Consider the following 20,309-nt stretch of genomic DNA (forward strand, 5'->3'; position numbering starts at 1 on the left):
CTGCACTTTTCCCGTGGCGAACTGTGCCGGCGGCAAGCTGATGTTATGGATGACCAGCAGGGAAATTTCGCCATCGGGGCGCGCATTGAAATTGGGCGACGGGCAATGACGCACGCCATCGCACCAACCGCTCGCGGGGTCCAGCTGCATACAGGTTCCTTCGATAACGACGGAGAATCCCGTCAGTATGCCGCGATCGGACCGGGCAGCGCGATCACTTGCCGCGATTGAGTTGACGCAGATTACCCAGCACGGACTCGAGCGCGCGATCGAACAGCAGGGTATCGTCCAGCAACCGCGCCGCCCCCCGGCGAAACTCCAGGGCCAGGCTGGTGCGGCTGTGCTCCAGGACCTTGAGACCGGTGCGGTTGACGAAGACGTACTTGCCGGTTGCCTGGATGATTGCCGCCAGCTTGCAGCGAAGGTTGTTGTCTTCGTCTTCCTGGAACTCGACCCAACTTCCCAGGCGCAATTGGTCGACTTGAAGCAGGCCCACGTCATCGGCTGGCAGGCGCACGGTCGGTTCTTCGACGGGCGTTTTCGGTGCCGTGCGCAAGACGATGGGCTCCGCCACCTCGACCATGACCGGCAAATCAGTGGGTTCGGCCTGCTCCGTTACCTGGCCCAACCTTTGTAGAGCCTGGACATGGAGCACTTCCAGTTCGCTGAAAAACTCGCTGGTGGCGAACGGATCGAACGCCGAGCGACTCAGCCCTTCGCGCAAGGCCTTGAGCAATTCCGGCACCATCGCCAACAAGCGCAGGCCCGCATCAGGCTCTTCGTGGTGCTGGACGCTCCAGACCAACTGTTCGAGGGTCAACACATCGGCCTGCCATTCGGAGGACTGCTCGCCATGCTTGAAACCTGTCAACAACAACACCTGGCTCCAGGCCTGCTGCACGAAATCCACCACGGCCTGGGGCAGGAGCTTGCCCAGCATGATCTGGTTCAGCGCCCCTTCGACCCGCTGACGGGCCAGTTCAGCCTTGGCCCGCCCTTCTTCGGCGTCCCTGATGCGTTGTTCGAGCAACTCACTGCGACGGCGCTCATCGCTGGCAAACGCCAGGAAATCGGCCAGCACTTCGGAAAATATTGCCGGATCATCGACATAGTCGTTCAACAAGCGTTGCACCACTTGCTCGATGCGCTGGTAAAGGCTGTCGCGCTGGTGATCGTCGCAGTCGCCCCAGCCCATCGCCGCAGCGGCGATTTCATTGAGCAGCCGGCGCGCCGGGTGATTGCCACGGCTGAAGAAGCTCTTGTCCTGCACGGCGACCTTGAGCATGGGAATCTGCAGGCGTCCGATCAGGGCCTTGAGGACGTCCGGCAGGTTATGGTCATCAAGAATGAACTCGAACATCATGGCGATGAGGTTGATCACATCCTCATCAGCCCCCTCGACAACTCGGGACTTGCCGCTCTTGACGCTGACACGGGTCAACAATTGTTCGAGCTGGCTACGCAGGTCGAAATCATCCTGGACCGCAGGCGCCGGCACGTATTGCTGCAAATGAGACAGCAGGCGAAGCAAATCCCGTGTCGAGATCGGCTGGGCCGGCGTGCTCGGTTCCAGGGTCGGCGCGACGCTACCTCGCACCTGCACCAACAACTTCTGCAGCGCGGCAAACACTTCATGCACGCTGTCATCGACCTCCTCCGCCCGTCGCCGGACGGCGCCGTCGCCCCTGGGCCGAGGAGCTTCTTCGGCGCGATCCGACGCCCGGCGTGATGGCGCTGCCTTCAAGTCCGACAGGATGCCCGTGGCGGCCAGCAACTGATTGGCTTCGGCGTAGAACTGGTCGCATTCGCTGAGTACATAACGCTCGAAAAGCTTGAGCAGGATCAGCTTGACCTTGATGCCCACGCCCAGATTGCGTCCGGCCTGGAGAAAATGCTCGCACAGCAATGCCGGGCTCAACGGGTTTTGCTGGTTCGTCAGCGGCCGGTCCAGCAACACGCTGAGCCGCGCCGTGAGCTGATCGAGCGACACGCCATCGCGGCTGAGCACACGGCTGACCATGGTTTCCACCGCCAGCCGGCGCTCCAGCTCGTCATGGTTAGGGTGGGTCGGTATGGCCCCCAGCACGGGCGCCAGGGTCGCTTGGGTAAGGTCATACTGGGCCAGGCTGACAAACGCCTCGAAAAACTGTTCGATGAATTCCCGTTCGATGCTTTTGCGTTTGAGACGAAGGTCTCGCATGGCTTCGAAATAGAGGTTCTGCTCGACATCATTGCGCGCACGGTCGGCCATTTCGAACAGCGTGTCGTCGGCGTTATCGAACAGGCCTTGCAAACCAACGCGCAACTGCTGCGCCGCCTTGTCGCGAACCTGAAGCAGAATCACAGGCAGGCGGGCGAGCGGCGAACGATTCGCCTGGTCGGTAGGCACCTTGTGCAAAGGCACTACATTCCCGTCGTTGTGCATCCTGGCCTCCTGCAAAGGCATTCTTCGGTTCATGCCGTCAAAGTCATGACGTCAATCGAAAGGCGGATTATCGGTAAAAAGAGTCCGTCACACCAGAGGACTCTGTGAACAGGGTCAAAGAGATCGAAATAAATGACCGGCAATTTGGGTAAATGTTGCGAGCATGCGACCAAATGCAAGCCAACAAGTCCCAAGCGGATATAATCCGGCCACTTTGTTTGTGGAGCCCGTTATGCCGAATCTACGTCTCGCCGACCTGACCGCCGAAATCGAAGCCAACGTGCGCCGTGCGTTGCTCGAAGACATCGGCAGCGGCGACATCACCGCACAGTTGATCCCCGCCGAACGCCTGGCCAAGGCCACCATCATTACCCGCGAAGCCGCCGTCATCAGCGGTACGGCCTGGGTCGACGCGGTGTTCCGGCAACTGGACCCGCGTGTCGCGGTGCATTGGCAAGTACGTGACGGTGACCGGGCGGCCCCTGACCAGGCACTGTTCCACCTCGAAGGCCCGGCCCGCTCGCTGCTGACGGGCGAGCGCAGCGCGCTGAACTTCCTGCAGTTGCTTTCCGGCGTCGCCACCCGGGCTCGCTACCTGGCCGACTTCGTCGCCGACACCCAGGTCAAGCTGCTGGACACTCGCAAGACGCTGCCGGGGCTGCGCCTCGCGCAGAAGTACGCCGTGACCTGCGGCGGCTGCCATAACCACCGAATCGGCCTGTTCGACGCGTTCCTGATCAAGGAAAACCACATTGCCGCTTGCGGTGGGATTGCCCAGGCCATCAGCGCAGCCCACCAGATCGCACCGGGCAAACCGGTGGAAGTCGAAGTGGAAAGCCTGGCGGAATTGAAAGAAGCGCTGGCGGCCGGCGCCGACATCATCATGCTCGACGAACTGAGCCTGGACGACATGCGCGAAGCGGTGCGCCTGAACGGCGGCAAGGCGAAACTGGAGGCCAGCGGGGGCATCAACGAAAGCACGTTGCGCCCGATCGCCGAGACTGGCGTGGACTATATTTCCATCGGGGCGATGACCAAGGATGTGAAGGCCATCGACCTGTCTATGCGCTTGAGCCTCTGACAACGAAAAACGCCAGCCTGGAAAGGCTGGCGTTTTCTTCAGACCACCAGATTGTTCATCTCGCAGTATTCATCCCATTCCACACCCAACACCTCGGCCGCCTCCTTGTGCAACGCAAGGCGCTGCGCCTCGAATTCTTCAGGTGTGCTGGTGTATTTGAGGGTCAGCTCCCAAGGTTGCAGCCCCTGGGCTTCGGCCTCGTCTTCGAACGCCCATTTGATCTGGTCTTTCTGATCGTCGGCGGACAAGTCCTTGATCTCATCCCGCAATTGCGGCGTTTCTTTCAAGTACTTTTCCAGGGCTTCTTCGTGTCTGGCTTCTTGACTCAATTCTTTAACGGTCATGGCGTTCTCGCTGATCTGGGAATGGAAGATGGATCTGGATCATCAAGGATCTCTCTGACGCAGGAAGCCGTTGGAAGCCCGGTTTACCTGGCCTTCAGAACCATTCGTGGATCATCTGAAAACAAAGCTGATTGCCTTTTTGGGACAGGGGAATCCTAGCAGAGACGCAAGCCAGTGCAACAACTGGAATCAATGGAGGAGCGCGGTATGTGCGCGGTTACAGTTTCTCAGTTCCATGCACAGGGATTCACCCCGTATAAATATCCACGACTTCAGCAGTGAGGGTCGAGACCCCATGAACAGCCAATTGCAATACAAGGGCTATGTCGGCTCAATTGAAACAAGCACCCAGGACAAATGCCTGTTCGGAAAGCTCTTATTCATCAGGGCGCTGGTGAGTTACGAAGGACAAACGGTGGCCGAAGTGGAGGCGGCTTTTCGCGAGGCGGTAGATGACTATCTGCAAACCTGTCCGCAGCTCGGATAGAAGTCAAAAGTCCCTTGGAAGAACTTGGTGCCCGAGACAGGAATCGAACCTGCGACCTTCGCGTTACGAGTGCGCTGCTCTACCGACTGAGCTACACGGGCGGTGGCTAAAACTAGCACCGTCCCCTGTAGCCAGGCAACCTACCTGGCAGTGATTTTCGCCACACAGCAAAACGCCCCGAACCAGTCGGGGCGTTTGCTTGTTCAGCGGCTAAGCGAGGGGGTGATTAAACGCCCGATGCCTTGGCTGCCGCGACGTCCTTGATGGACAGCTTGATACGGCCGCGGTTGTCCACGTCCAGTACCAGCACTTCCACTTCCTGGCCTTCTTTCAGGATGTCGGTCACTTTCTCGACGCGAGCATCGCTCAGCATGGAGATGTGGACCAGACCGTCCTTGCCCGGCAGGATGTTGACGAACGCGCCGAAGTCGACGATGCGCTCGACCTTGCCGACGTAGATCTTGCCGATCTCGGCTTCCGCAGTGATGCCCAGGACGCGCTGGCGTGCTGCTTCTGCCGCTTCCTTGGTTTCGCCGAAGATCTTGATCGAACCGTCGTCTTCGATGTCGATCGAGGCCTTGGTTTCTTCGCAGATCGCACGGATGGTCGCGCCGCCTTTACCGATGACATCACGGATCTTGTCGGTGTCGATTTTCATCGCGATCATGGTCGGAGCATTTTCCGACAGCTCGGTGCGGGACTGACCGATGATCTGGTTCATCTGGCCGAGGATGTTCAGGCGCGCTTCCAGGGCTTGGCCCAGGGCGATTTCCATGATCTCTTCGGTGATGCCCTTGATCTTGATGTCCATCTGCAGTGCGGTAACGCCCTTGGCGGTACCGGCCACTTTGAAGTCCATGTCGCCCAGGTGGTCTTCGTCACCCAGGATGTCGGTCAGGACGGCGAACTTCTCGCCTTCCTTGACCAGACCCATGGCGATACCGGCAACCGGTGCCTTCATCGGCACGCCAGCGTCCATCAGGGCCAGGGAAGCGCCGCAGACCGAAGCCATCGAGCTCGAACCGTTGGATTCGGTGATTTCCGAGACCACACGGATGGTGTACGGGAACACGTCAGCGGCTGGCAGCATGGCCTGGACCGAACGACGGGCCAGACGGCCGTGGCCGATTTCGCGACGACCGGCGCCACCCATGCGACCACATTCGCCTACCGAGAACGGAGGGAAGTTGTAGTGCAGCATGAACGGGTCTTTCTTTTCGCCTTCCAGGGTGTCCAGCAGTTGCGCGTCACGGGCGGTGCCCAGTGTAGCAACGACCAGGGCCTGGGTTTCGCCACGGGTGAACAGTGCCGAACCGTGGGTCTTCGGCAGCACGCCGACTTCGATGTTCAGCGGACGTACGGTGCGGGTGTCGCGACCGTCGATACGTGGCTTGCCGTTGACGATGTTTTCGCGAACGGTGCGGTATTCGATCTCACCGAAAGCAGCCTTGACGTCGCTGGCCGATGGCTGGCCTTCTTCGCCGGAGAACTTCGCAACGACTTGATCCTTCAGCTCACCCAGGCGCGCATAACGGTCGGCCTTGACGGTGATGGTGTAGGCCTGGGAGATCGCGTCGCCGAACTCGGCACGGATCGCGCCCAGCAGCTCGGTGGCTTCTGGCTGTGGAGCCCAGGTCCAGGTTGGCTTGGCGGCTTCGGCGGCCAGTTCCTTGACGGCGTTGATTACCACCTGGAACTCGTCGTGGGCAAACAGCACGGCGCCCAGCATCTGGTCTTCGGTCAATTCCTTGGCTTCGGATTCAACCATCAGCACGGCTTCGGAAGTACCGGCCACGACCATGTCCAGGCTGGAAGCCTTCAGTTGCTCGTAGGTCGGGTTCAGCAGGTAGCCGGTGCTTTCGTGGAAGGCAACGCGGGCAGCGCCGATCGGGCCATCGAAAGGAATGCCGGAGATGGCCAGGGCAGCCGAGGTACCGATCATCGCAGCGATGTCCGGATCGGTCTTCTTGCTGGTGGACACGACGGTGCAGACAACCTGCACTTCGTTCATGAAACCTTCTGGGAACAGCGGACGGATCGGACGGTCGATCAGTCGGGAAGTCAGGGTTTCTTTCTCGGAAGGACGGCCTTCGCGCTTGAAGAAACCGCCAGGGATCTTACCGGCAGCGTAAGTCTTTTCCTGGTAGTGGACGGACAGAGGGAAAAAGCCCTTGCCCGGATCGGCTTGCTTGGCACCGACAACGGTCACCAATACGCTGACGTCGTCGTCAACGGTGACCAGCACTGCGCCGGAGGCCTGACGGGCGATACGGCCAGTCTCGAGGGTAACGGTCGACTGACCGAACTGGAATTTTTTGATTACCGGGTTCACGGTGTCCTACCTTCTTTGTGGCTCTTGGGGAACTTGTCTTCTTGCGAAATTCTTGGGCAATGGCGGGAATCGGCCCGACGCTTGTCCAGGGTAAAACGTGTATCCAGATAAAACTTGAGGCTGGGAGCCTGCCATGCACCAGCGGGAAACCCACTGATGCACGACAGACCACCAACCTCTAGCGCAATCGCTATTAGCGACGCAGACCCAGGCGAGCGATCAGAGCGCTGTAACGGCTCACGTCCTTGCCTTTCAGGTAGTCCAGCAGCTTGCGACGCTGGTTTACCATGCGGATCAGACCACGACGGGAGTGGTGATCCTTACCGTTGGCCTTGAAGTGACCTTGCAGTTTGTTGATGTTGGCGGTCAGCAGTGCAACTTGCACTTCTGGCGAACCAGTGTCACCAACAGCTTGCTGGTAGTCAGCTACGATTTGAGCTTTTTCTTGAACGTCGAGAGCCATGAGGCAATCCTTTTAGTCAGGAAACTGTTCCGAGGAAACAGCTTCAACAGGCCAGGGACAAATCCCTGTATCTATAAATGAGTAGTGACCGTGCCTGTTAACAGCCACACTCGCCAGCCTGCTGTTACACAGGCTGGTTCCGGTCATTCCGACCGAATCAGTCGACGCGGCGCAATGCGCCCGTCTTCGCTCACTTCACCGATACCGATGAAGCGACCGTTGTGATCCTGTACCCGGACCATGCCGAACTTCGGCGCATCCGGGGCACGTACCGGCTGGCCGTTGAGCCAGTAGAACGCACTGTGTTCCGAGAACTGCAACAGCGGCCAGTCCAGCAAGCCACTGTCCGATGGCATCAGGAAGCGGTCGACCGCTTCGTTGCCGCCTTCGGCATGTACCGCTTCGAGCTCTTCCAGCGTGACCGTCTGGGCCAGCGTGAAAGGCCCGGCCTGGGTCCGTCGCAATTCTGCCACGTACGCGCCACAACCGAGCTGCTCGCCAATATCCTCCACCAGGGTTCGGATATAGGTGCCTTTGCTGCAATCCACTGCCAGCCGCGCAGTATTACCGTCAAAGGCCAGCAATTCCAAGCGCGCAATAGTAACAGAACGCGGTTCACGCTCCACTACTTCGCCTGCACGGGCCAGTTTGTACAACGGCTGGCCATCACGCTTGAGGGCGGAGTACATCGGCGGTATCTGACTGATTTGTCCGCGAAATTTCGGCAACACCGCCTCGACATCCGCCTGACCAACGGTCACCGGGCGCTCCAGCAAAACCTCACCTTCGGCGTCCGCCGTGGTGGTGGTCTTGCCTAACTGCGCCAGGGTTTCATAACCCTTGTCGGAATCGAGCAGGTACTGGGAGAACTTGGTCGCCTCGCCGAAGCACAGCGGCAGCACGCCAGTAGCCAGCGGATCGAGGCTGCCGGTGTGACCGGCCTTCTCGGCGTTGAGCAACCAGCGAACCTTCTGCAATGCCGCGTTGGAAGTGAATCCCAGCGGCTTGTCGAGCAGGATGATGCCGCTGACGTTACGACGGATGCGTTTGACCTGAGCCACCGATTACTCCTTGGTGTCTTCGGGTTCAGCGGCCGCCGGGTGCTGGCTGTCTTCAGCCACGGCGCGCTCGATCAGCGCCGACAGATGCGCGCCACGCACGACGCTCTCGTCGTAGTGGAAGTGCAACTGCGGAACGCTGCGCAGCTTCATTTCCCGGGCCAACTGCATACGCAGGAAACCGGCTGCCGAGTTGAGCACCTTGATGCTCTGGGCGATTTCTTCGGCGCTGTCCTGCCCCATCACGGTGATGAAAATCTTTGCATGACCGACGTCACGGCTGACTTCCACTGCGGTAATGGTGACCAGGCCGACGCGCGGGTCCTTGACTTCGCGACGGATCAGCTGGGCCAGCTCGCGCTGCATCTGATCGCCGATTCGTTGGGTACGGCTGTATTCTTTTGCCATGTCTTGTTACCTGTTACTGCCCCACGGTGAAACCCGCGAGGTCTGAAAGCGGCAAACGCCCGGCCTGGCAAAAGCCAGACCGGGCGTTGCGTTTAGAGTCCGCCTGCGCGGCAGCGCATGTTCATGCGGCTGCCCGATGCGGCTCTTGAAGTACGCGAGTCAGAGGCTGCGAGCAACCTGGACCTTCTCGAAGACTTCGATCTTGTCGCCGACCTTGACGTCGTTGTAGCTCTTGACGCCAATACCGCATTCCATGCCGGCACGCACTTCGGAAGCGTCATCCTTGAAGCGACGCAGGGATTCCAGCTCGCCTTCGAAGATCACGATGTCTTCACGCAGTACGCGGATCGGACGGTTACGGTGAACGACACCTTCGATCACCATGCAACCGGCGATGGCACCGAACTTCGGCGAACGGAACACGTCGCGAACTTCGGCCACGCCCAGGATGTTCTCCCGCACGTCGCTGCCCAACATACCGGTCAACGCTTTCTTGACGTCTTCGATGATGTCGTAGATCACGTTGTAGTAACGCATGTCCAGGCCTTCCTGCTCGACGATCTTGCGAGCGCCAGCATCGGCACGCACGTTGAAGCCGAACAGTACAGCGTTGGAGGCCAGCGCCAGGTTGGCGTCGGATTCGGTGATACCACCGACACCGCCACCGACCACGCGCACTTGCACTTCGTCGTTACCCAGGCCGTTCAGAGCGCCCTGCAAAGCTTCCAGCGAACCACGGACGTCGGATTTGAGGACGATGTTGAGCGTCTTCTTCTCTTCCTGGCCCATATTCTCGAAGATGTTTTCCAGCTTGCCGGCGTGAGCACGGGCCAGCTTGACTTCGCGGAACTTGCCTTGACGGAACAGCGCGACTTCACGGGCTTTCTTCTCGTCAGCCACAACGCTCATTTCGTCGCCAGCGTCCGGAGTACCGTCCAGGCCGAGGATCTCGACCGGGATAGCCGGACCGGCTTCCTTGATTGGCTTGCCGTTCTCGTCGAGCATGGCGCGCACGCGGCCATAGTTCGAGCCGACCAGCACCATGTCGCCTTGGCGCAGGGTACCGTCTTGAACCAGTACGGTAGCCACCGGGCCGCGGCCCTTGTCGAGGCGCGATTCAACAACCACACCACGGCCAGGAGCCGAAGGCGTAGCGGTCAATTCCAGAACCTCGGCCTGCAACAGGACAGCTTCGAGCAGTTCGTCGACGCCAGTACCCATCTTCGCGGAAACCGGAACGAATGGAGTGTCGCCACCCCACTCTTCGGAGGTCACGCCGTGAACCGACAGTTCGCTGCGGATGCGATCGAGATCAGCGCCCGGCTTGTCGATCTTGTTCACCGCGACCACCAGCGGCACGCCAGCAGCCTGGGCATGCTGGACGGCTTCGATAGTCTGCGGCATGACGCCGTCGTCCGCTGCAACTACCAGGATCACGATATCGGTTGCCTTGGCACCACGAGCACGCATCGCGGTAAACGCGGCGTGACCCGGGGTGTCGAGGAACGTCACCATGCCGCGGTCGGTTTCAACGTGGTAGGCGCCGATGTGCTGGGTAATACCGCCAGCTTCGCCAGCGGCAACCTTCGCACGACGGATATAGTCGAGCAGCGAGGTCTTACCATGGTCAACGTGACCCATGACGGTCACGACCGGAGCACGGGAAACCGCTTCACCTTCGAACTTCAGAGACTCGGCCAGGGAATCTTCCAGGGCGGTGTCGCTGACCAGGGTCACTTTGTGGCCCAGTTCTTCAGCAACCAGCTGGGCAGTTTCCTGGTCCAGAACCTGGTTGATGGTGGCCGGGGTACCCAGCTTGAACATGAACTTGATGATTTCAGCAGCCTTGACCGACATCTGCTGGGCCAGGTCGCCCACAGTGATGGTCTCGCCGATCTTCACTTCGCGCACGACAGGGCCGGTTGGGCTCTGGAAACCGTGGGCGTTGCGTTTCTTCAGCTTGGCCTTGCCGCGACCGCCGCGACGGAAGCCATCGCTTTCTTCGTCGGTGGTACGAGGCGCAACGCGTGGTGCCGGCGCCTTTTCCTTGACCGAAGCACGATGAGGAGCGTTTTTACGCTCGCCATCGCCACCGCCACGACGGTTGTCGTCGGCACGTGGCTTGTCCGGACGACGTTGTTCGTCGCGCTTGCGAGTATCGGCTGGAGCCGGCGCTGGCGCCGCCACCGGAGCCGCTTCGCGAACAGGCTCGGCGACCGGGGCAACAGCCTCGACGGCTTCGGCTGGAGCAGGTTGCGCAGCAGCAGGCTGGCGACGCGCTTCTTCTTCAGCACGACGCTTGGCTTCTTCTTCAGCCTTCTGACGAGCAGCATTTTCTACTGCGCGACGTTCTTCCAGTTCGCGTTTGCGCTCGGCTTCGATTTCTTCCGGGCTGCGTTGTACGAAGACTTTCTTCTTGCGTACTTCAACGCTGATGCTTTTGCTACCGGCAACACGCAAGGTGCTGGTGGTTTTACGCTGCAGAGTGATCTTGCGCGGTTCTTCCACTTTCGCCTTGTGACTGCTCTTCAAGTGAGTCAGCAGGGACTGCTTCTCACTGTCGGTCACATGTTCCTCGGCGGCGGTGTGCGGCAGACCTGCCTCACGCATCTGCTGCAACAGGCGCTCTACCGGTGTTTTGACCTCATCGGCCAGTTGTTTCACCGTGACTTGCGTCATGCACTTCTCTCCTCAGGCCGCGCCTAATTACTCGAACCAGTGGGCTCGGGCGGCCATGATCAACTTGCCGGCACGATCATCGTCAATGCCGTCGATGTCGAGCAGGTCGTCAATAGACTGCTCGGCCAGGTCTTCGCGGGTAATTACGCCGCGCACCGCCAGTTCCATCGCCAAATCCTTGTCCATGCCCTCAAGCGAGAGCAGGTCTTCGGCCGGATGGGCGTCTGCCAGCTTTTCCTCAGTAGCGATGGCTTTGGTCAACAAGCGATCCTTGGCCCGAGCGCGAAGCTCGTTGACGATTTCCTCGTCAAAGCCGTCGATGTTGAGCATTTCCTCCACCGGTACGTAGGCAATCTCTTCCAGGCTGGTAAAGCCTTCATCCACCAGCACCTGCGCCAGTTCTTCATCGACTTCAAGCTCTTCGATGAAGTTGCGCAGGATGTCGCCGGTTTCAGCTTGCTGCTTAGCCTGGATGTCCGATTCGGTCATCACGTTCAGGGTCCAGCCAGTCAATTGGCTCGCCAGACGCACGTTCTGACCACCGCGACCGATGGCCTGAGCCAGATTGTCTGCGCCAACGGCGATGTCCATGGCATGGGCATCTTCGTCGACGATAATTGCCGCCACTTCAGCAGGCGACATGGCATTGATCACGAACTGAGCCGGGTTGTCGTCCCACAGGACGATGTCCACACGCTCGCCGCCCAACTCGCCGGATACGGCCTGGACACGCGAACCGCGCATGCCGATGCAGGCACCTTGCGGGTCGATACGCTTGTCCTTGGAGCGGACCGCGATCTTGGCGCGCGAACCCGGATCACGGGAAGCGGCCATCACTTCGATCAGGCCTTCAGCAATTTCCGGCACTTCGATGCGGAACAACTCGATCAGCATTTCCGGCGCGGTACGCGACAGGATCAGCTGCGGGCCCCGGTTCTCGGTGCGGATTTCCTTGAGCAGCGCACGCAAACGCACGCCAACCCGGAAAGTTTCGCGAGAGATGATGTCTTCGCGAGCCAGCAACGCTTCGGCGTTGTTGCCCAGGTCGACGATCACATTGTCGCGGGTGACTTTTTTCACGGTGCCGGAGATGATTTCCCCCAGGCGCTCGCGATAAGCGTCGACGACTTGCGCGCGCTCGGCTTCGCGAACTTTCTGCACAATGACCTGCTTGGCAGTCTGTGCAGCGATGCGACCGAACTCAATGGACTCGATTTTCTCTTCAACGACATCACCGACCTTGGCGCCCGGATGCGTTTCCGCAACCTTGCTCGGCCAGGTTTCGATAGCCGGATCGTCCAGGTCGGCTTCCTCGACTACCGTCCAGCGACGGAAAGTCTCGTAGGAACCAGTGTGACGATTGATTTCCACACGCAAATCAACTTCGTCTTCGAATCGCTTCTTGGTAGCAGTGGCCAGGGCCAGCTCCAGCGCTTCAAAAATAACGTTAGCCGGTACGCCCTTTTCATTGGATACCGACTCAACAACCAGCAGTACTTCTTTGCTCATCGTACGCCTCGCCTTTCGCAAGCCATTGGATCCGCGGGATCCGCAGTATCTGGCACGTATCAGTCAAAACTGGGAATAATGTTGGCCTTGTCGATCATGTCGATCGGCAACAGGAACTCGTGTTCGTCTACTTGCACCACGACGTCCTGCTCTTCTACACCGCGCAGAAGGCCTTGGAAGTTGCGTCGACCTTCGAAAGGCGAGCGCAGCCTGATCTTCACTTGTTCACCGGCAAACGAAGCAAACTGCTCAAGAGTGAACAGAGGGCGTTCCATGCCAGGCGAGGAAACTTCAAGGGTGTATTCGGAGGCGATGGGATCTTCAACATCCAGCACCCCACTGATCTGACGGCTGACAATGGCGCAATCGTCCACCAGCACACCGCCTTCTTTATCAATATAAACGCGCAACATTGAGTGGCGACCTTGAGCCGAAAACTCAATACCCCAGCATTCATAGCCTAGGGCCACGACCACCGGGGCCAACAAGGCCTGCAACTCTTCTAGCTTGCTCGACACCTGAACCCCCTCGTGCATGTAGTGCATGCTGTGCAAAATAAAAAATGGGCGAAACGCCCATCCTTGAAACGCCGTCGAACAGCGGCGTTGTAAAGTGTCCAGCTAACAAAAAGCCCCTTGGAAGGGGCCCTGAAACTGGTTGCGGGAGCCGGATTTGAACCGACGACCTTCGGGTTATGAGCCCGACGAGCTACCAGGCTGCTCCATCCCGCGACAAAGCTGGGGCGGAAGTATACGACCGATCCCTTATAGGGTCAATGTAACCCTTCCACCTACAAGAAAGCCCGCAATAGCGGGCTCTCCTGATAATTGGTACCGAGAAGGGGACTCGAACCCCTACACCCTATGGGCACAACCACCTCAAGGTTGCGTGTCTACCAATTCCACCACCTCGGCAATACAGCGTTTGAAACCTTCTTACTTCTGCTCTTGAGCTGGAGGCACGTCAGTCGCCGAATTGGCCGACTTTTGCTCTTGAAGCACCGGGACATCATCAGAAGCCGGTTGTTGCTTTGGCGCTTCCAACACCGCTGGGTTTGGTAAACCTACTTGAGTCAGCTCATGAGCCTTCTCTTTAGCAAAGTAACCTAACCCTAAGCTGGTTATGAAGAAACCGGCGGCGAGTATAGCAGTAAACTTACTAAGAAAGGTAGAGGAACCTTGGCTTCCGAACACAGTATTTGAAGCACCTGCACCGAAAGACGCACCAGCATCCGCACCTTTACCCTGCTGCAGCAATACGAGAGCGACTACACCCAGCGCGCCCAGCAGATGAAAAACGACTACGACTGTTTCCAGCATTTTTTCAGTTTCCCGCGGCGCGACAGATCGCACCGAACTCATCTGCATTCAGGGACGCTCCACCAATGAGCCCCCCATCGATATCCGGCATGCCGAACAGTTCGGCCGCATTGGCCGCCTTCACGCTGCCGCCGTATAGAAGCCGCACACCTCGTGCCACTTCAGAATTTTCTGCCGCCAACTGCGCGCGAATGGCTGCATGCACATCCTGCGCCTGTTGCGGCGAAGCCGTCAGCCCAGTGCCAATGGCCCAGACCGGCTCATAGGCAATGACTGCCTTTGCAAAAGCACCGACACCCAAGTCTTCAATGATGCTGCCCAGCTGACGCCCGACAACCTCAAGCGTCTTGCCAGCCTCACGCTGCTCAAGGGTCTCCCCTACGCACAGCACCGGCATCAGACCGCAAGCCTGGGCCGCAGCAAATTTGCGGATCAGCATCTTGTCCTGCTCGCCCATGATCTGGCGACGCTCGGAGTGTCCGACCAGGACCAGGGAACACCCTGCATCCACCAATTGACTCGGTGCAATCTCACCGGTCAACGCACCTTGCATGGATTCCACCGCAGAGTTCTGCGCGCCGACCGAAATCGACTTACCCTTCAAGCCATCAACCACTTGGTTGATATATAAGCAGGGCGGGAATACCGCGACATCAACACCGCTTGGCAAGGCCAGATTACGAAGGCCTTTGATCAGCTCAGCGACGCTGGCGCGGGTACCGTGCATCTTCCAGTTACCAGCTACCATAAGGCGACGCATGCTGTACCTCGTCGGTCAAAGTGGGCGCAGATGTTACCCAACCGATTCATGACTGGCAAGCCGAATTCAGGCAGAAACTTCAGTTACAAGTTTCGCCAGCTCCTCGGCGTAACCGCGGACCTGTGCTTCATCCTCACCTTCGACCATTACACGCACCAAAGGCTCGGTACCCGACTTGCGCAGCAGCACCCGCCCACGCCCCGCCATTGCCTGGGTTACGCGCTCGCTGGCCTGCTTGACCATCGCGTGCTCGAGCGGACTCGCACCGCCACCGAAACGCACATTGATCAAGACCTGCGGACATTTGCGCAACGCCTGGCGCGACTGCGCGAGACTTTCATTGCGCGCCTTGAGCGCCATCAACACCTGCAAGGCCGCGATGATCGCATCACCGGTGGTGGTATGGTCGAAACAAACAATATGCCCGGAGTTTTCGCCACCAATCACCCAGTTGCGCTCCAGCAACTCCGAGATGACATAACGGTCGCCGACGTTGGCTCGTACGAAAGGTATGTCCAGGTCCGCCAAGGCCAGTTCGAGCCCAAGATTGCTCATCAACGTCCCAACGACGCCGCCCTGCAGCTTGCCTCGACCATGCAAGTCGCGCGCAATGATGAACAGCAACTCGTCACCATCGACGACAGTGCCCGTATGATCGACCATCAGGACCCGGTCACCGTCACCATCAAAGGCGATCCCGAGATCAGCGTGCTCAGCCAGAACCGCCGCCTGCAACGCCTCAGTGTGCGTCGAGCCGCAGTTATGGTTGATGTTCAGCCCGTTAGGCTGAGCGGATAGAACCACCACGTCGGCGCCCAGCTCACGAAAAACGCTAGGGGCGACTTTATAGGTCGCACCGTGAGCGCAGTCGACGACAATCTTGAGACCGGAGAAACTGGTACCCGTCGGGACGCTACCTTTACAGAATTCGATGTAGCGACCCGATGCATCGTTGATCCGCGACACCTTACCGATCTTGCTCGACTCAACCACCGTCATCGGTGCATCCAGCAGCTCTTCGATCATCAATTCGATTTCATCCGGCAGCTTGGTGCCCTTGCCGGAAAAGAACTTGATACCGTTGTCATCATGAGGATTATGGGACGCGCTGATTACGATACCGGCTTGCGCCTGGAAGGTTCGCGTCAGGTAGGCGATGGCAGGCGTAGGCATCGGCCCCAGCAACATGACGTCGGCGCCCGCCGACGTCAGGCCAGCTTCAAGCGCCGATTCAAACATATAGCCAGAGATCCGCGTGTCCTTGCCAACCAACACTTTGCAGGCGCCCATTTTTCGGAACGCCATGCCCGCAGCCCAGCCGAGCTTGAGCATGAAATCGGGGGTAATAGGATATTCACCGACCCGACCACGGATACCGTCGGTGCCAAAATATTTCTTGCTCATAAGTGCTCCATCATTCTTATTCGGCTGAATCCACTGCTGCGATCATCCGCACGACGTCCATCGTTTCGCCTACATCATGTACCCGCAATATGCGCGCACCTTTTGTAATAGCCAATGCCGCGAGCGCGAGACCGCCATACAAACGCTCGCCCACCGGACGCCCCAAGGCATTTCCGATCATGCTCTTTCGCGAGACGCCAACCAACAGGGGACGCCCCAGGGCATGCAAGGCTTCCATATGCTTGAACAGGCTGAGATTGTGCGCCAATGTCTTTGCAAAGCCGAACCCAGGATCAAGGATGACCCGCTCGGCAGGAATGCCCACGGCAGCACATTCATTCATTCGCGTCACCAGGAAATCACTGACTTCCCTGGTCACGTCCTCATAGCTCGGATCGTTCTGCATGGTTCCGGGCTCGCCAAGCATATGCATCAGGCAAACCGGCAATCCCGTGGAGGCCGCGGCATCCAAGGCGCCGTCACGCTGCAACGAGCGAACGTCGTTGATCAATCCCGCCCCCAGGCGCGCAGCTTCGCGCATGACCGAAGGCGTGGACGTATCCACCGAAATGATGACGTCAAGCTCGCGGTGGATGCGCTCGACAATGGGCGCCACTCGCTCCAGCTCCTCGGTCGGCGAAACCGGCCGTGCACCTGGACGGGTCGACTCACCGCCGACATCGATCAGCGTTGCACCCGCCGAAGCCATGGCCTCGGCATGTCGCAACGCCGCGTCAAGCTGGCTGAATCGGCCGCCGTCGGAAAAGGAATCGGGAGTGACATTTAGGATTCCCATGACGTGAGCATGGGATAAATCAAGAACCCGGCTGCCACATGGCAACCGGGTCGAGGACTGGGCAGAAGTCATTTCAAGCCTTAAACGTCGGCAGCCGGACCACCGATCGGTGTTTCCGGACGCTCGCCCTGTACCGCCGGCGGCGTACCGGAGGAACCCGTGCCGCCCGGCCAATCACGGGGCTCACGAGGCGGGCGACCCGCCATGATGTCGTCGATCTGCTCGGCATCGATGGTTTCGTACTTCATCAGGGCATCAGCCATCGCGTCCAGCTTGTCACGGTTATCCGTGAGAATCTGTTTGGCGGTACCGTAACACTGGTCAATGATGCTGCGCACTTCAGAGTCGATCAGCTTGGCCGTCTCACCCGAAAAGCTCGCATGCTGGCCACTACCACCACGACCGAGGAATACTTCACCTTCTTCCTCCGCGTACATCAAAGGACCCAGCTTCTCGGAAAGCCCCCACTTGGTCACCATGTTCCGGGCGATCTGGCTAGCGCGCATGATGTCATTCGACGCGCCGGTCGTTACACCATCGAAGCCCAGGGTCATCTCCTCGGCGATACGACCGCCATACAGCGAACAGATCTGGCTGATCAATGCACGCTTGGACAGGCTATAGCGATCTTCTTCCGGCAGGAACATGGTCACACCCAGCGCACGACCACGCGGAATGATCGAAACCTTGTACACCGGATCATGTTCAGGCACCACGCGCCCGACGATGGCATGACCCGCCTCGTGGTAAGCGGTGTTCTGTTTTTCTTTCTCCGACATGACCATGGATTTGCGCTCGGCGCCCATCATGATCTTGTCCTTGGCCAACTCGAACTCTTTCATTTCCACGATGCGCTTGCCGGAACGGGCGGCAAACAGCGACGCTTCGTTCACCAGGTTGGCCAGGTCGGCACCAGAGAAGCCTGGCGTACCGCGGGCAATCACGGCAGGGGCGACGTCGTCGCCCATCGGCACCTTGCGCATGTGGACTTTCAGGATCTGCTCGCGGCCACGGATATCCGGCAGCCCCACCACGACCTGACGGTCGAAACGCCCTGGACGCAACAGCGCAGGGTCGAGCACGTCGGGACGGTTGGTAGCGGCAATCACGATGATGCCGTCGTTCATTTCGAAACCGTCCATCTCGACCAGCAACTGGTTGAGGGTCTGTTCGCGCTCGTCGTGACCGCCGCCCATGCCGGCACCACGATGGCGACCAACGGCGTCGATTTCGTCGATAAAGATAATGCACGGGGCGTGCTTCTTGGCCTGCTCGAACATGTCGCGGACACGACTGGCGCCCACGCCGACGAACATTTCGACGAAGTCGGAACCGGATATCGTGAAGAACGGCACCTTGGCTTCACCGGCAATCGCCTTGGCCAGCAAGGTCTTACCGGTGCCCGGAGGCCCTACCATCAGCACGCCACGCGGAATACGACCACCCAGGCGCTGGAACTTGCCTGGATCGCGGAGGAATTCAACCAGCTCGCCAACCTCTTCCTTGGCCTCGTCGCAACCAGCGACATCGGCAAGGGTAGTCTTGACCTGGTCTTCAGATAGCAACCGAGCCTTGCTCTTCCCAAAGCTCATCGGTCCGCCTTTACCGCCCGCACCGCCCTGCATCTGGCGCATGAAGAACATGAACACCGCGATGATCACCAGGATCGGGAAACTCGCTACCAGGAGCTGGGTCCAGATACTTTGCTGTTCCGGCTGCTTGCCTTCGACCACGACATGGTTGTCCACGAGGTCGCCGATCAGCCCATTGTCCTGAATAGCCGGACGAATGGTCTTGAAGCTGTCGCCATCGGTGCGCTTGCCGGTAATCACATAGCCATCAACGGCTACGCGCTCGACCTTGCCATCCTTGACCTGCTGGATGAAGTCGGAATAGTTGAGGGTCTGCGGCTCGTTAGGGCTGGAGAAGTTGTTCATCACGGTCACAAGGACAGCGGCGATGATCAACCACAGGATCAGATTCTTTGCCATATCGTTCAATTAACTACCCTCTGAAGCAAGCTCCGCTAATGGCGCGCGCTTCGCATGATATTCACCGGCCTAACTTACTACATTACCTACGACTCTGGCAGGCGCCGTCTGTAACCCTTTGTGAAACACTTTCTACACAATATTCGCTAATGCTCACGGGACGAAATACGAAAAACCTATCGCCCCGGTCGAAAAACCTCTTACTCCTCACTGCGACCACGGAAACCACGGCCCAGCAGGTACTGCTCACGGGAGCGATCACGCGATGATTTCGGCTTGCGCGTCGTGACCTTCTCGAACTGCTTGCGCACGCTCTTGTGGTATTCGTCGAAGCCTTCACCCTGGAAGACCTTGATCAAAAAATCACCACCTGGCTTCAATACCCGAGTCGCAAGATCCAGTGCCAACTCGCACAGGAACATCGATCGCGGCATATCAACAGATGCCAATCCACTCATATTGGGGGCCATATCGGAAATCACAAGGTCCACCTCGTTTTTTCCAACCGCTTCAAGGATCTGCGCCAGCACGGCGTCCTCGGTAAAGTCGCCCTGAATGAAGGTCACATCCGGGATGCTGTCCATTTCCAGGATATCGGAAGCGATCAGTGTACCTTGCCCACCAATCAGACGACTGGTCACTTGGGACCAGCCACCCGGGGCCGCACCCAAGTCGATCACGCTCATACCTGGACGGATCAAACGGTCTCTTTCCTGAATCTCCAGCAGCTTGTAGCTGGCACGAGAACGATACCCGTCTTTTTGCGCCATTTTCACGAATGGGTCGTTGAAATGCTCTTGCAGCCATTTAAGACTTGTCTTGGAACGGGCCACGGGCCACCTCTAAAAAAGTAAAACCGATCGTGATTAACTGGGCGGTCCCGGACTCGCTCGGGTAAACTGGCCGCCGCTTTTTACAAGATCAGACGCAGGGGTCAGATTATGCCGCTCACTCAAGAGCAGAAGAAACAATACAAATCCATCGGCCACCATCTGAAACCGGTTTTGACTGTGGCTGACAACGGTTTGACTGAAGGTGTGCTCGCCGAACTGGAACGCGCCTTGGGCGATCACGAGCTGATCAAGATCAAGCTCAACATCCTCGATCGCGAAGCCCGCCTGGCTGCGGTTGCCGAGCTGTGCAAGACCGGCAAGGCAGACCTGGTGCAGGTCATCGGCAAGATGGCGCTGATTTATCGCAAGAATTTCAGCGTCAACAAGCAACTGTCGAACGTTCACCGCTTCAAGTGATGT

General features: G+C 58.7%; 17 protein-coding genes, 3 tRNA genes and 2 pseudogenes. 3 read left to right on the forward strand and 19 right to left on the reverse strand.

Annotated features, from left to right (window positions below):
- Together OC610_RS00285 and OC610_RS00290 are read right to left on the reverse strand one after the other, a co-directional pair.
- Positions 1 to 150: pseudogene (locus OC610_RS00285) on the reverse strand (1,6-anhydro-N-acetylmuramyl-L-alanine amidase AmpD); the annotation flags it as partial.
- Between the two features lie 64 nt (positions 151 to 214).
- Positions 215 to 2,425 carry a DUF1631 domain-containing protein gene (locus OC610_RS00290; protein WP_264425986.1) on the reverse strand — a complete coding sequence of 737 codons (2,211 nt, stop codon included), beginning with the start codon at positions 2,423 to 2,425 and terminating at the stop codon, positions 215 to 217.
- Positions 2,426 to 2,657: 232 nt separating this feature from the next.
- On the opposite strand from OC610_RS00290, the gene nadC reads away from it, so the two are divergent.
- Positions 2,658 to 3,506 (forward strand): carboxylating nicotinate-nucleotide diphosphorylase, encoded by an 849-nt coding sequence (gene nadC / locus OC610_RS00295; RefSeq protein WP_264425987.1) that lies wholly within the window; start codon positions 2,658 to 2,660, stop codon positions 3,504 to 3,506.
- A gap of 38 nt (positions 3,507 to 3,544) precedes the next feature.
- Here the strand turns inward: nadC and OC610_RS00300 are convergent, their stop codons facing one another.
- The gene (locus tag OC610_RS00300; RefSeq protein WP_198797615.1) at positions 3,545 to 3,850 is read right to left on the reverse strand and encodes a DUF6388 family protein; all 306 of its coding nucleotides are present in this window, start codon (positions 3,848 to 3,850) and stop codon (positions 3,545 to 3,547) included.
- 295 nt (positions 3,851 to 4,145) lie between these two features.
- Here OC610_RS00300 and OC610_RS00305 point away from each other — a divergent pair.
- A pseudogene (locus OC610_RS00305) lies at positions 4,146 to 4,334 on the forward strand (type II toxin-antitoxin system HicB family antitoxin); the annotation flags it as partial.
- A 28-nt stretch (positions 4,335 to 4,362) separates the two neighbouring features.
- Here the strand turns inward: OC610_RS00305 and OC610_RS00310 are convergent.
- The 16 genes from OC610_RS00310 to rlmE form a co-directional block, all read right to left on the reverse strand.
- A tRNA-Thr gene (locus OC610_RS00310) sits at positions 4,363 to 4,438 on the reverse strand.
- Positions 4,439 to 4,563: 125 nt separating this feature from the next.
- Positions 4,564 to 6,669 carry a polyribonucleotide nucleotidyltransferase gene (gene pnp / locus OC610_RS00315; protein WP_264425989.1) on the reverse strand — a complete coding sequence of 702 codons (2,106 nt, stop codon included), beginning with the start codon at positions 6,667 to 6,669 and terminating at the stop codon, positions 4,564 to 4,566.
- A gap of 193 nt (positions 6,670 to 6,862) precedes the next feature.
- Complete coding sequence (rpsO, locus tag OC610_RS00320; RefSeq protein ID WP_011332409.1) at positions 6,863 to 7,132, reverse strand: 30S ribosomal protein S15; 270 nt, start codon at positions 7,130 to 7,132, stop codon at positions 6,863 to 6,865.
- Between the two features lie 143 nt (positions 7,133 to 7,275).
- Positions 7,276 to 8,193, reverse strand: a complete 918-nt coding sequence (gene truB / locus OC610_RS00325; protein WP_030139793.1) for a tRNA pseudouridine(55) synthase TruB — start codon at positions 8,191 to 8,193, stop codon at positions 7,276 to 7,278.
- 3 nt (positions 8,194 to 8,196) lie between these two features.
- Entirely contained in the window at positions 8,197 to 8,598 is a 402-nt protein-coding gene (gene rbfA / locus OC610_RS00330) for a 30S ribosome-binding factor RbfA (protein ID WP_181287552.1), read from the reverse strand.
- A 159-nt stretch (positions 8,599 to 8,757) separates the two neighbouring features.
- A complete protein-coding gene (gene infB, locus OC610_RS00335) occupies positions 8,758 to 11,277 on the reverse strand; it encodes a translation initiation factor IF-2 (protein ID WP_264425992.1) in 2,520 nt (839 codons plus the stop codon).
- A gap of 27 nt (positions 11,278 to 11,304) precedes the next feature.
- Positions 11,305 to 12,786, reverse strand: a complete 1,482-nt coding sequence (nusA, locus tag OC610_RS00340) for a transcription termination factor NusA (protein ID WP_181287550.1) — start codon at positions 12,784 to 12,786, stop codon at positions 11,305 to 11,307.
- 59 nt (positions 12,787 to 12,845) lie between these two features.
- The gene (rimP, locus tag OC610_RS00345) at positions 12,846 to 13,304 is read right to left on the reverse strand and encodes a ribosome maturation factor RimP (protein ID WP_033864484.1); all 459 of its coding nucleotides are present in this window, start codon (positions 13,302 to 13,304) and stop codon (positions 12,846 to 12,848) included.
- A gap of 136 nt (positions 13,305 to 13,440) precedes the next feature.
- Positions 13,441 to 13,517 (reverse strand) — tRNA-Met (locus tag OC610_RS00350).
- Between the two features lie 97 nt (positions 13,518 to 13,614).
- Positions 13,615 to 13,700: transfer RNA gene (locus OC610_RS00355), tRNA-Leu, on the reverse strand.
- Positions 13,701 to 13,721: 21 nt separating this feature from the next.
- A complete protein-coding gene (secG, locus tag OC610_RS00360; protein ID WP_181287548.1) occupies positions 13,722 to 14,105 on the reverse strand; it encodes a preprotein translocase subunit SecG in 384 nt (127 codons plus the stop codon).
- 4 nt (positions 14,106 to 14,109) lie between these two features.
- Positions 14,110 to 14,865 carry a triose-phosphate isomerase gene (gene tpiA / locus OC610_RS00365; protein ID WP_264425993.1) on the reverse strand — a complete coding sequence of 252 codons (756 nt, stop codon included), beginning with the start codon at positions 14,863 to 14,865 and terminating at the stop codon, positions 14,110 to 14,112.
- A 66-nt stretch (positions 14,866 to 14,931) separates the two neighbouring features.
- Positions 14,932 to 16,269, reverse strand: a complete 1,338-nt coding sequence (glmM, locus tag OC610_RS00370) for a phosphoglucosamine mutase (RefSeq protein ID WP_264425995.1) — start codon at positions 16,267 to 16,269, stop codon at positions 14,932 to 14,934.
- 16 nt (positions 16,270 to 16,285) lie between these two features.
- Positions 16,286 to 17,137, reverse strand: coding sequence for a dihydropteroate synthase (gene folP / locus OC610_RS00375; protein WP_264425996.1), 852 nt, complete (start codon positions 17,135 to 17,137; stop codon positions 16,286 to 16,288).
- Positions 17,138 to 17,145: 8 nt separating this feature from the next.
- Positions 17,146 to 19,056: an ATP-dependent zinc metalloprotease FtsH gene (ftsH, locus tag OC610_RS00380; RefSeq protein ID WP_264425997.1), complete on the reverse strand. Its 1,911-nt coding sequence runs from the start codon at positions 19,054 to 19,056 to the stop codon at positions 17,146 to 17,148.
- A gap of 200 nt (positions 19,057 to 19,256) precedes the next feature.
- The gene (gene rlmE / locus OC610_RS00385; RefSeq protein WP_003177853.1) at positions 19,257 to 19,889 is read right to left on the reverse strand and encodes a 23S rRNA (uridine(2552)-2'-O)-methyltransferase RlmE; all 633 of its coding nucleotides are present in this window, start codon (positions 19,887 to 19,889) and stop codon (positions 19,257 to 19,259) included.
- A gap of 108 nt (positions 19,890 to 19,997) precedes the next feature.
- On the opposite strand from rlmE, the gene OC610_RS00390 reads away from it, so the two are divergent.
- Positions 19,998 to 20,306, forward strand: a complete 309-nt coding sequence (locus OC610_RS00390) for a YhbY family RNA-binding protein (protein WP_003177852.1) — start codon at positions 19,998 to 20,000, stop codon at positions 20,304 to 20,306.
- The last annotated feature ends 3 nt before the right edge of the window (positions 20,307 to 20,309 follow it).

The sequence above is a fragment of the Pseudomonas agronomica genome (assembly GCF_025917275.1).
In the GTDB taxonomy this organism is placed as follows: domain Bacteria; phylum Pseudomonadota; class Gammaproteobacteria; order Pseudomonadales; family Pseudomonadaceae; genus Aquipseudomonas; species Aquipseudomonas agronomica.

What these genes read in the sequence shown, in the direction of transcription:
- OC610_RS00290 (WP_264425986.1), bottom strand. Translation starts at nt 2,425, where the DNA reads ATGCACAACGACGGGAATGTAGTGCCTTTGCACAAGGTGCCTACCGAC.
- nadC (WP_264425987.1), top strand. Translation starts at nt 2,658, where the DNA reads ATGCCGAATCTACGTCTCGCCGACCTGACCGCCGAAATCGAAGCCAAC.
- OC610_RS00300 (WP_198797615.1), bottom strand. Translation starts at nt 3,850, where the DNA reads ATGACCGTTAAAGAATTGAGTCAAGAAGCCAGACACGAAGAAGCCCTG.
- rpsO (WP_011332409.1), bottom strand. Translation starts at nt 7,132, where the DNA reads ATGGCTCTCGACGTTCAAGAAAAAGCTCAAATCGTAGCTGACTACCAG.
- rbfA (WP_181287552.1), bottom strand. Translation starts at nt 8,598, where the DNA reads ATGGCAAAAGAATACAGCCGTACCCAACGAATCGGCGATCAGATGCAG.
- infB (WP_264425992.1), bottom strand. Translation starts at nt 11,277, where the DNA reads ATGACGCAAGTCACGGTGAAACAACTGGCCGATGAGGTCAAAACACCG.
- nusA (WP_181287550.1), bottom strand. Translation starts at nt 12,786, where the DNA reads ATGAGCAAAGAAGTACTGCTGGTTGTTGAGTCGGTATCCAATGAAAAG.
- secG (WP_181287548.1), bottom strand. Translation starts at nt 14,105, where the DNA reads ATGCTGGAAACAGTCGTAGTCGTTTTTCATCTGCTGGGCGCGCTGGGT.
- tpiA (WP_264425993.1), bottom strand. Translation starts at nt 14,865, where the DNA reads ATGCGTCGCCTTATGGTAGCTGGTAACTGGAAGATGCACGGTACCCGC.
- glmM (WP_264425995.1), bottom strand. Translation starts at nt 16,269, where the DNA reads ATGAGCAAGAAATATTTTGGCACCGACGGTATCCGTGGTCGGGTCGGT.
- folP (WP_264425996.1), bottom strand. Translation starts at nt 17,137, where the DNA reads ATGACTTCTGCCCAGTCCTCGACCCGGTTGCCATGTGGCAGCCGGGTT.
- ftsH (WP_264425997.1), bottom strand. Translation starts at nt 19,056, where the DNA reads ATGGCAAAGAATCTGATCCTGTGGTTGATCATCGCCGCTGTCCTTGTG.
- OC610_RS00390 (WP_003177852.1), top strand. Translation starts at nt 19,998, where the DNA reads ATGCCGCTCACTCAAGAGCAGAAGAAACAATACAAATCCATCGGCCAC.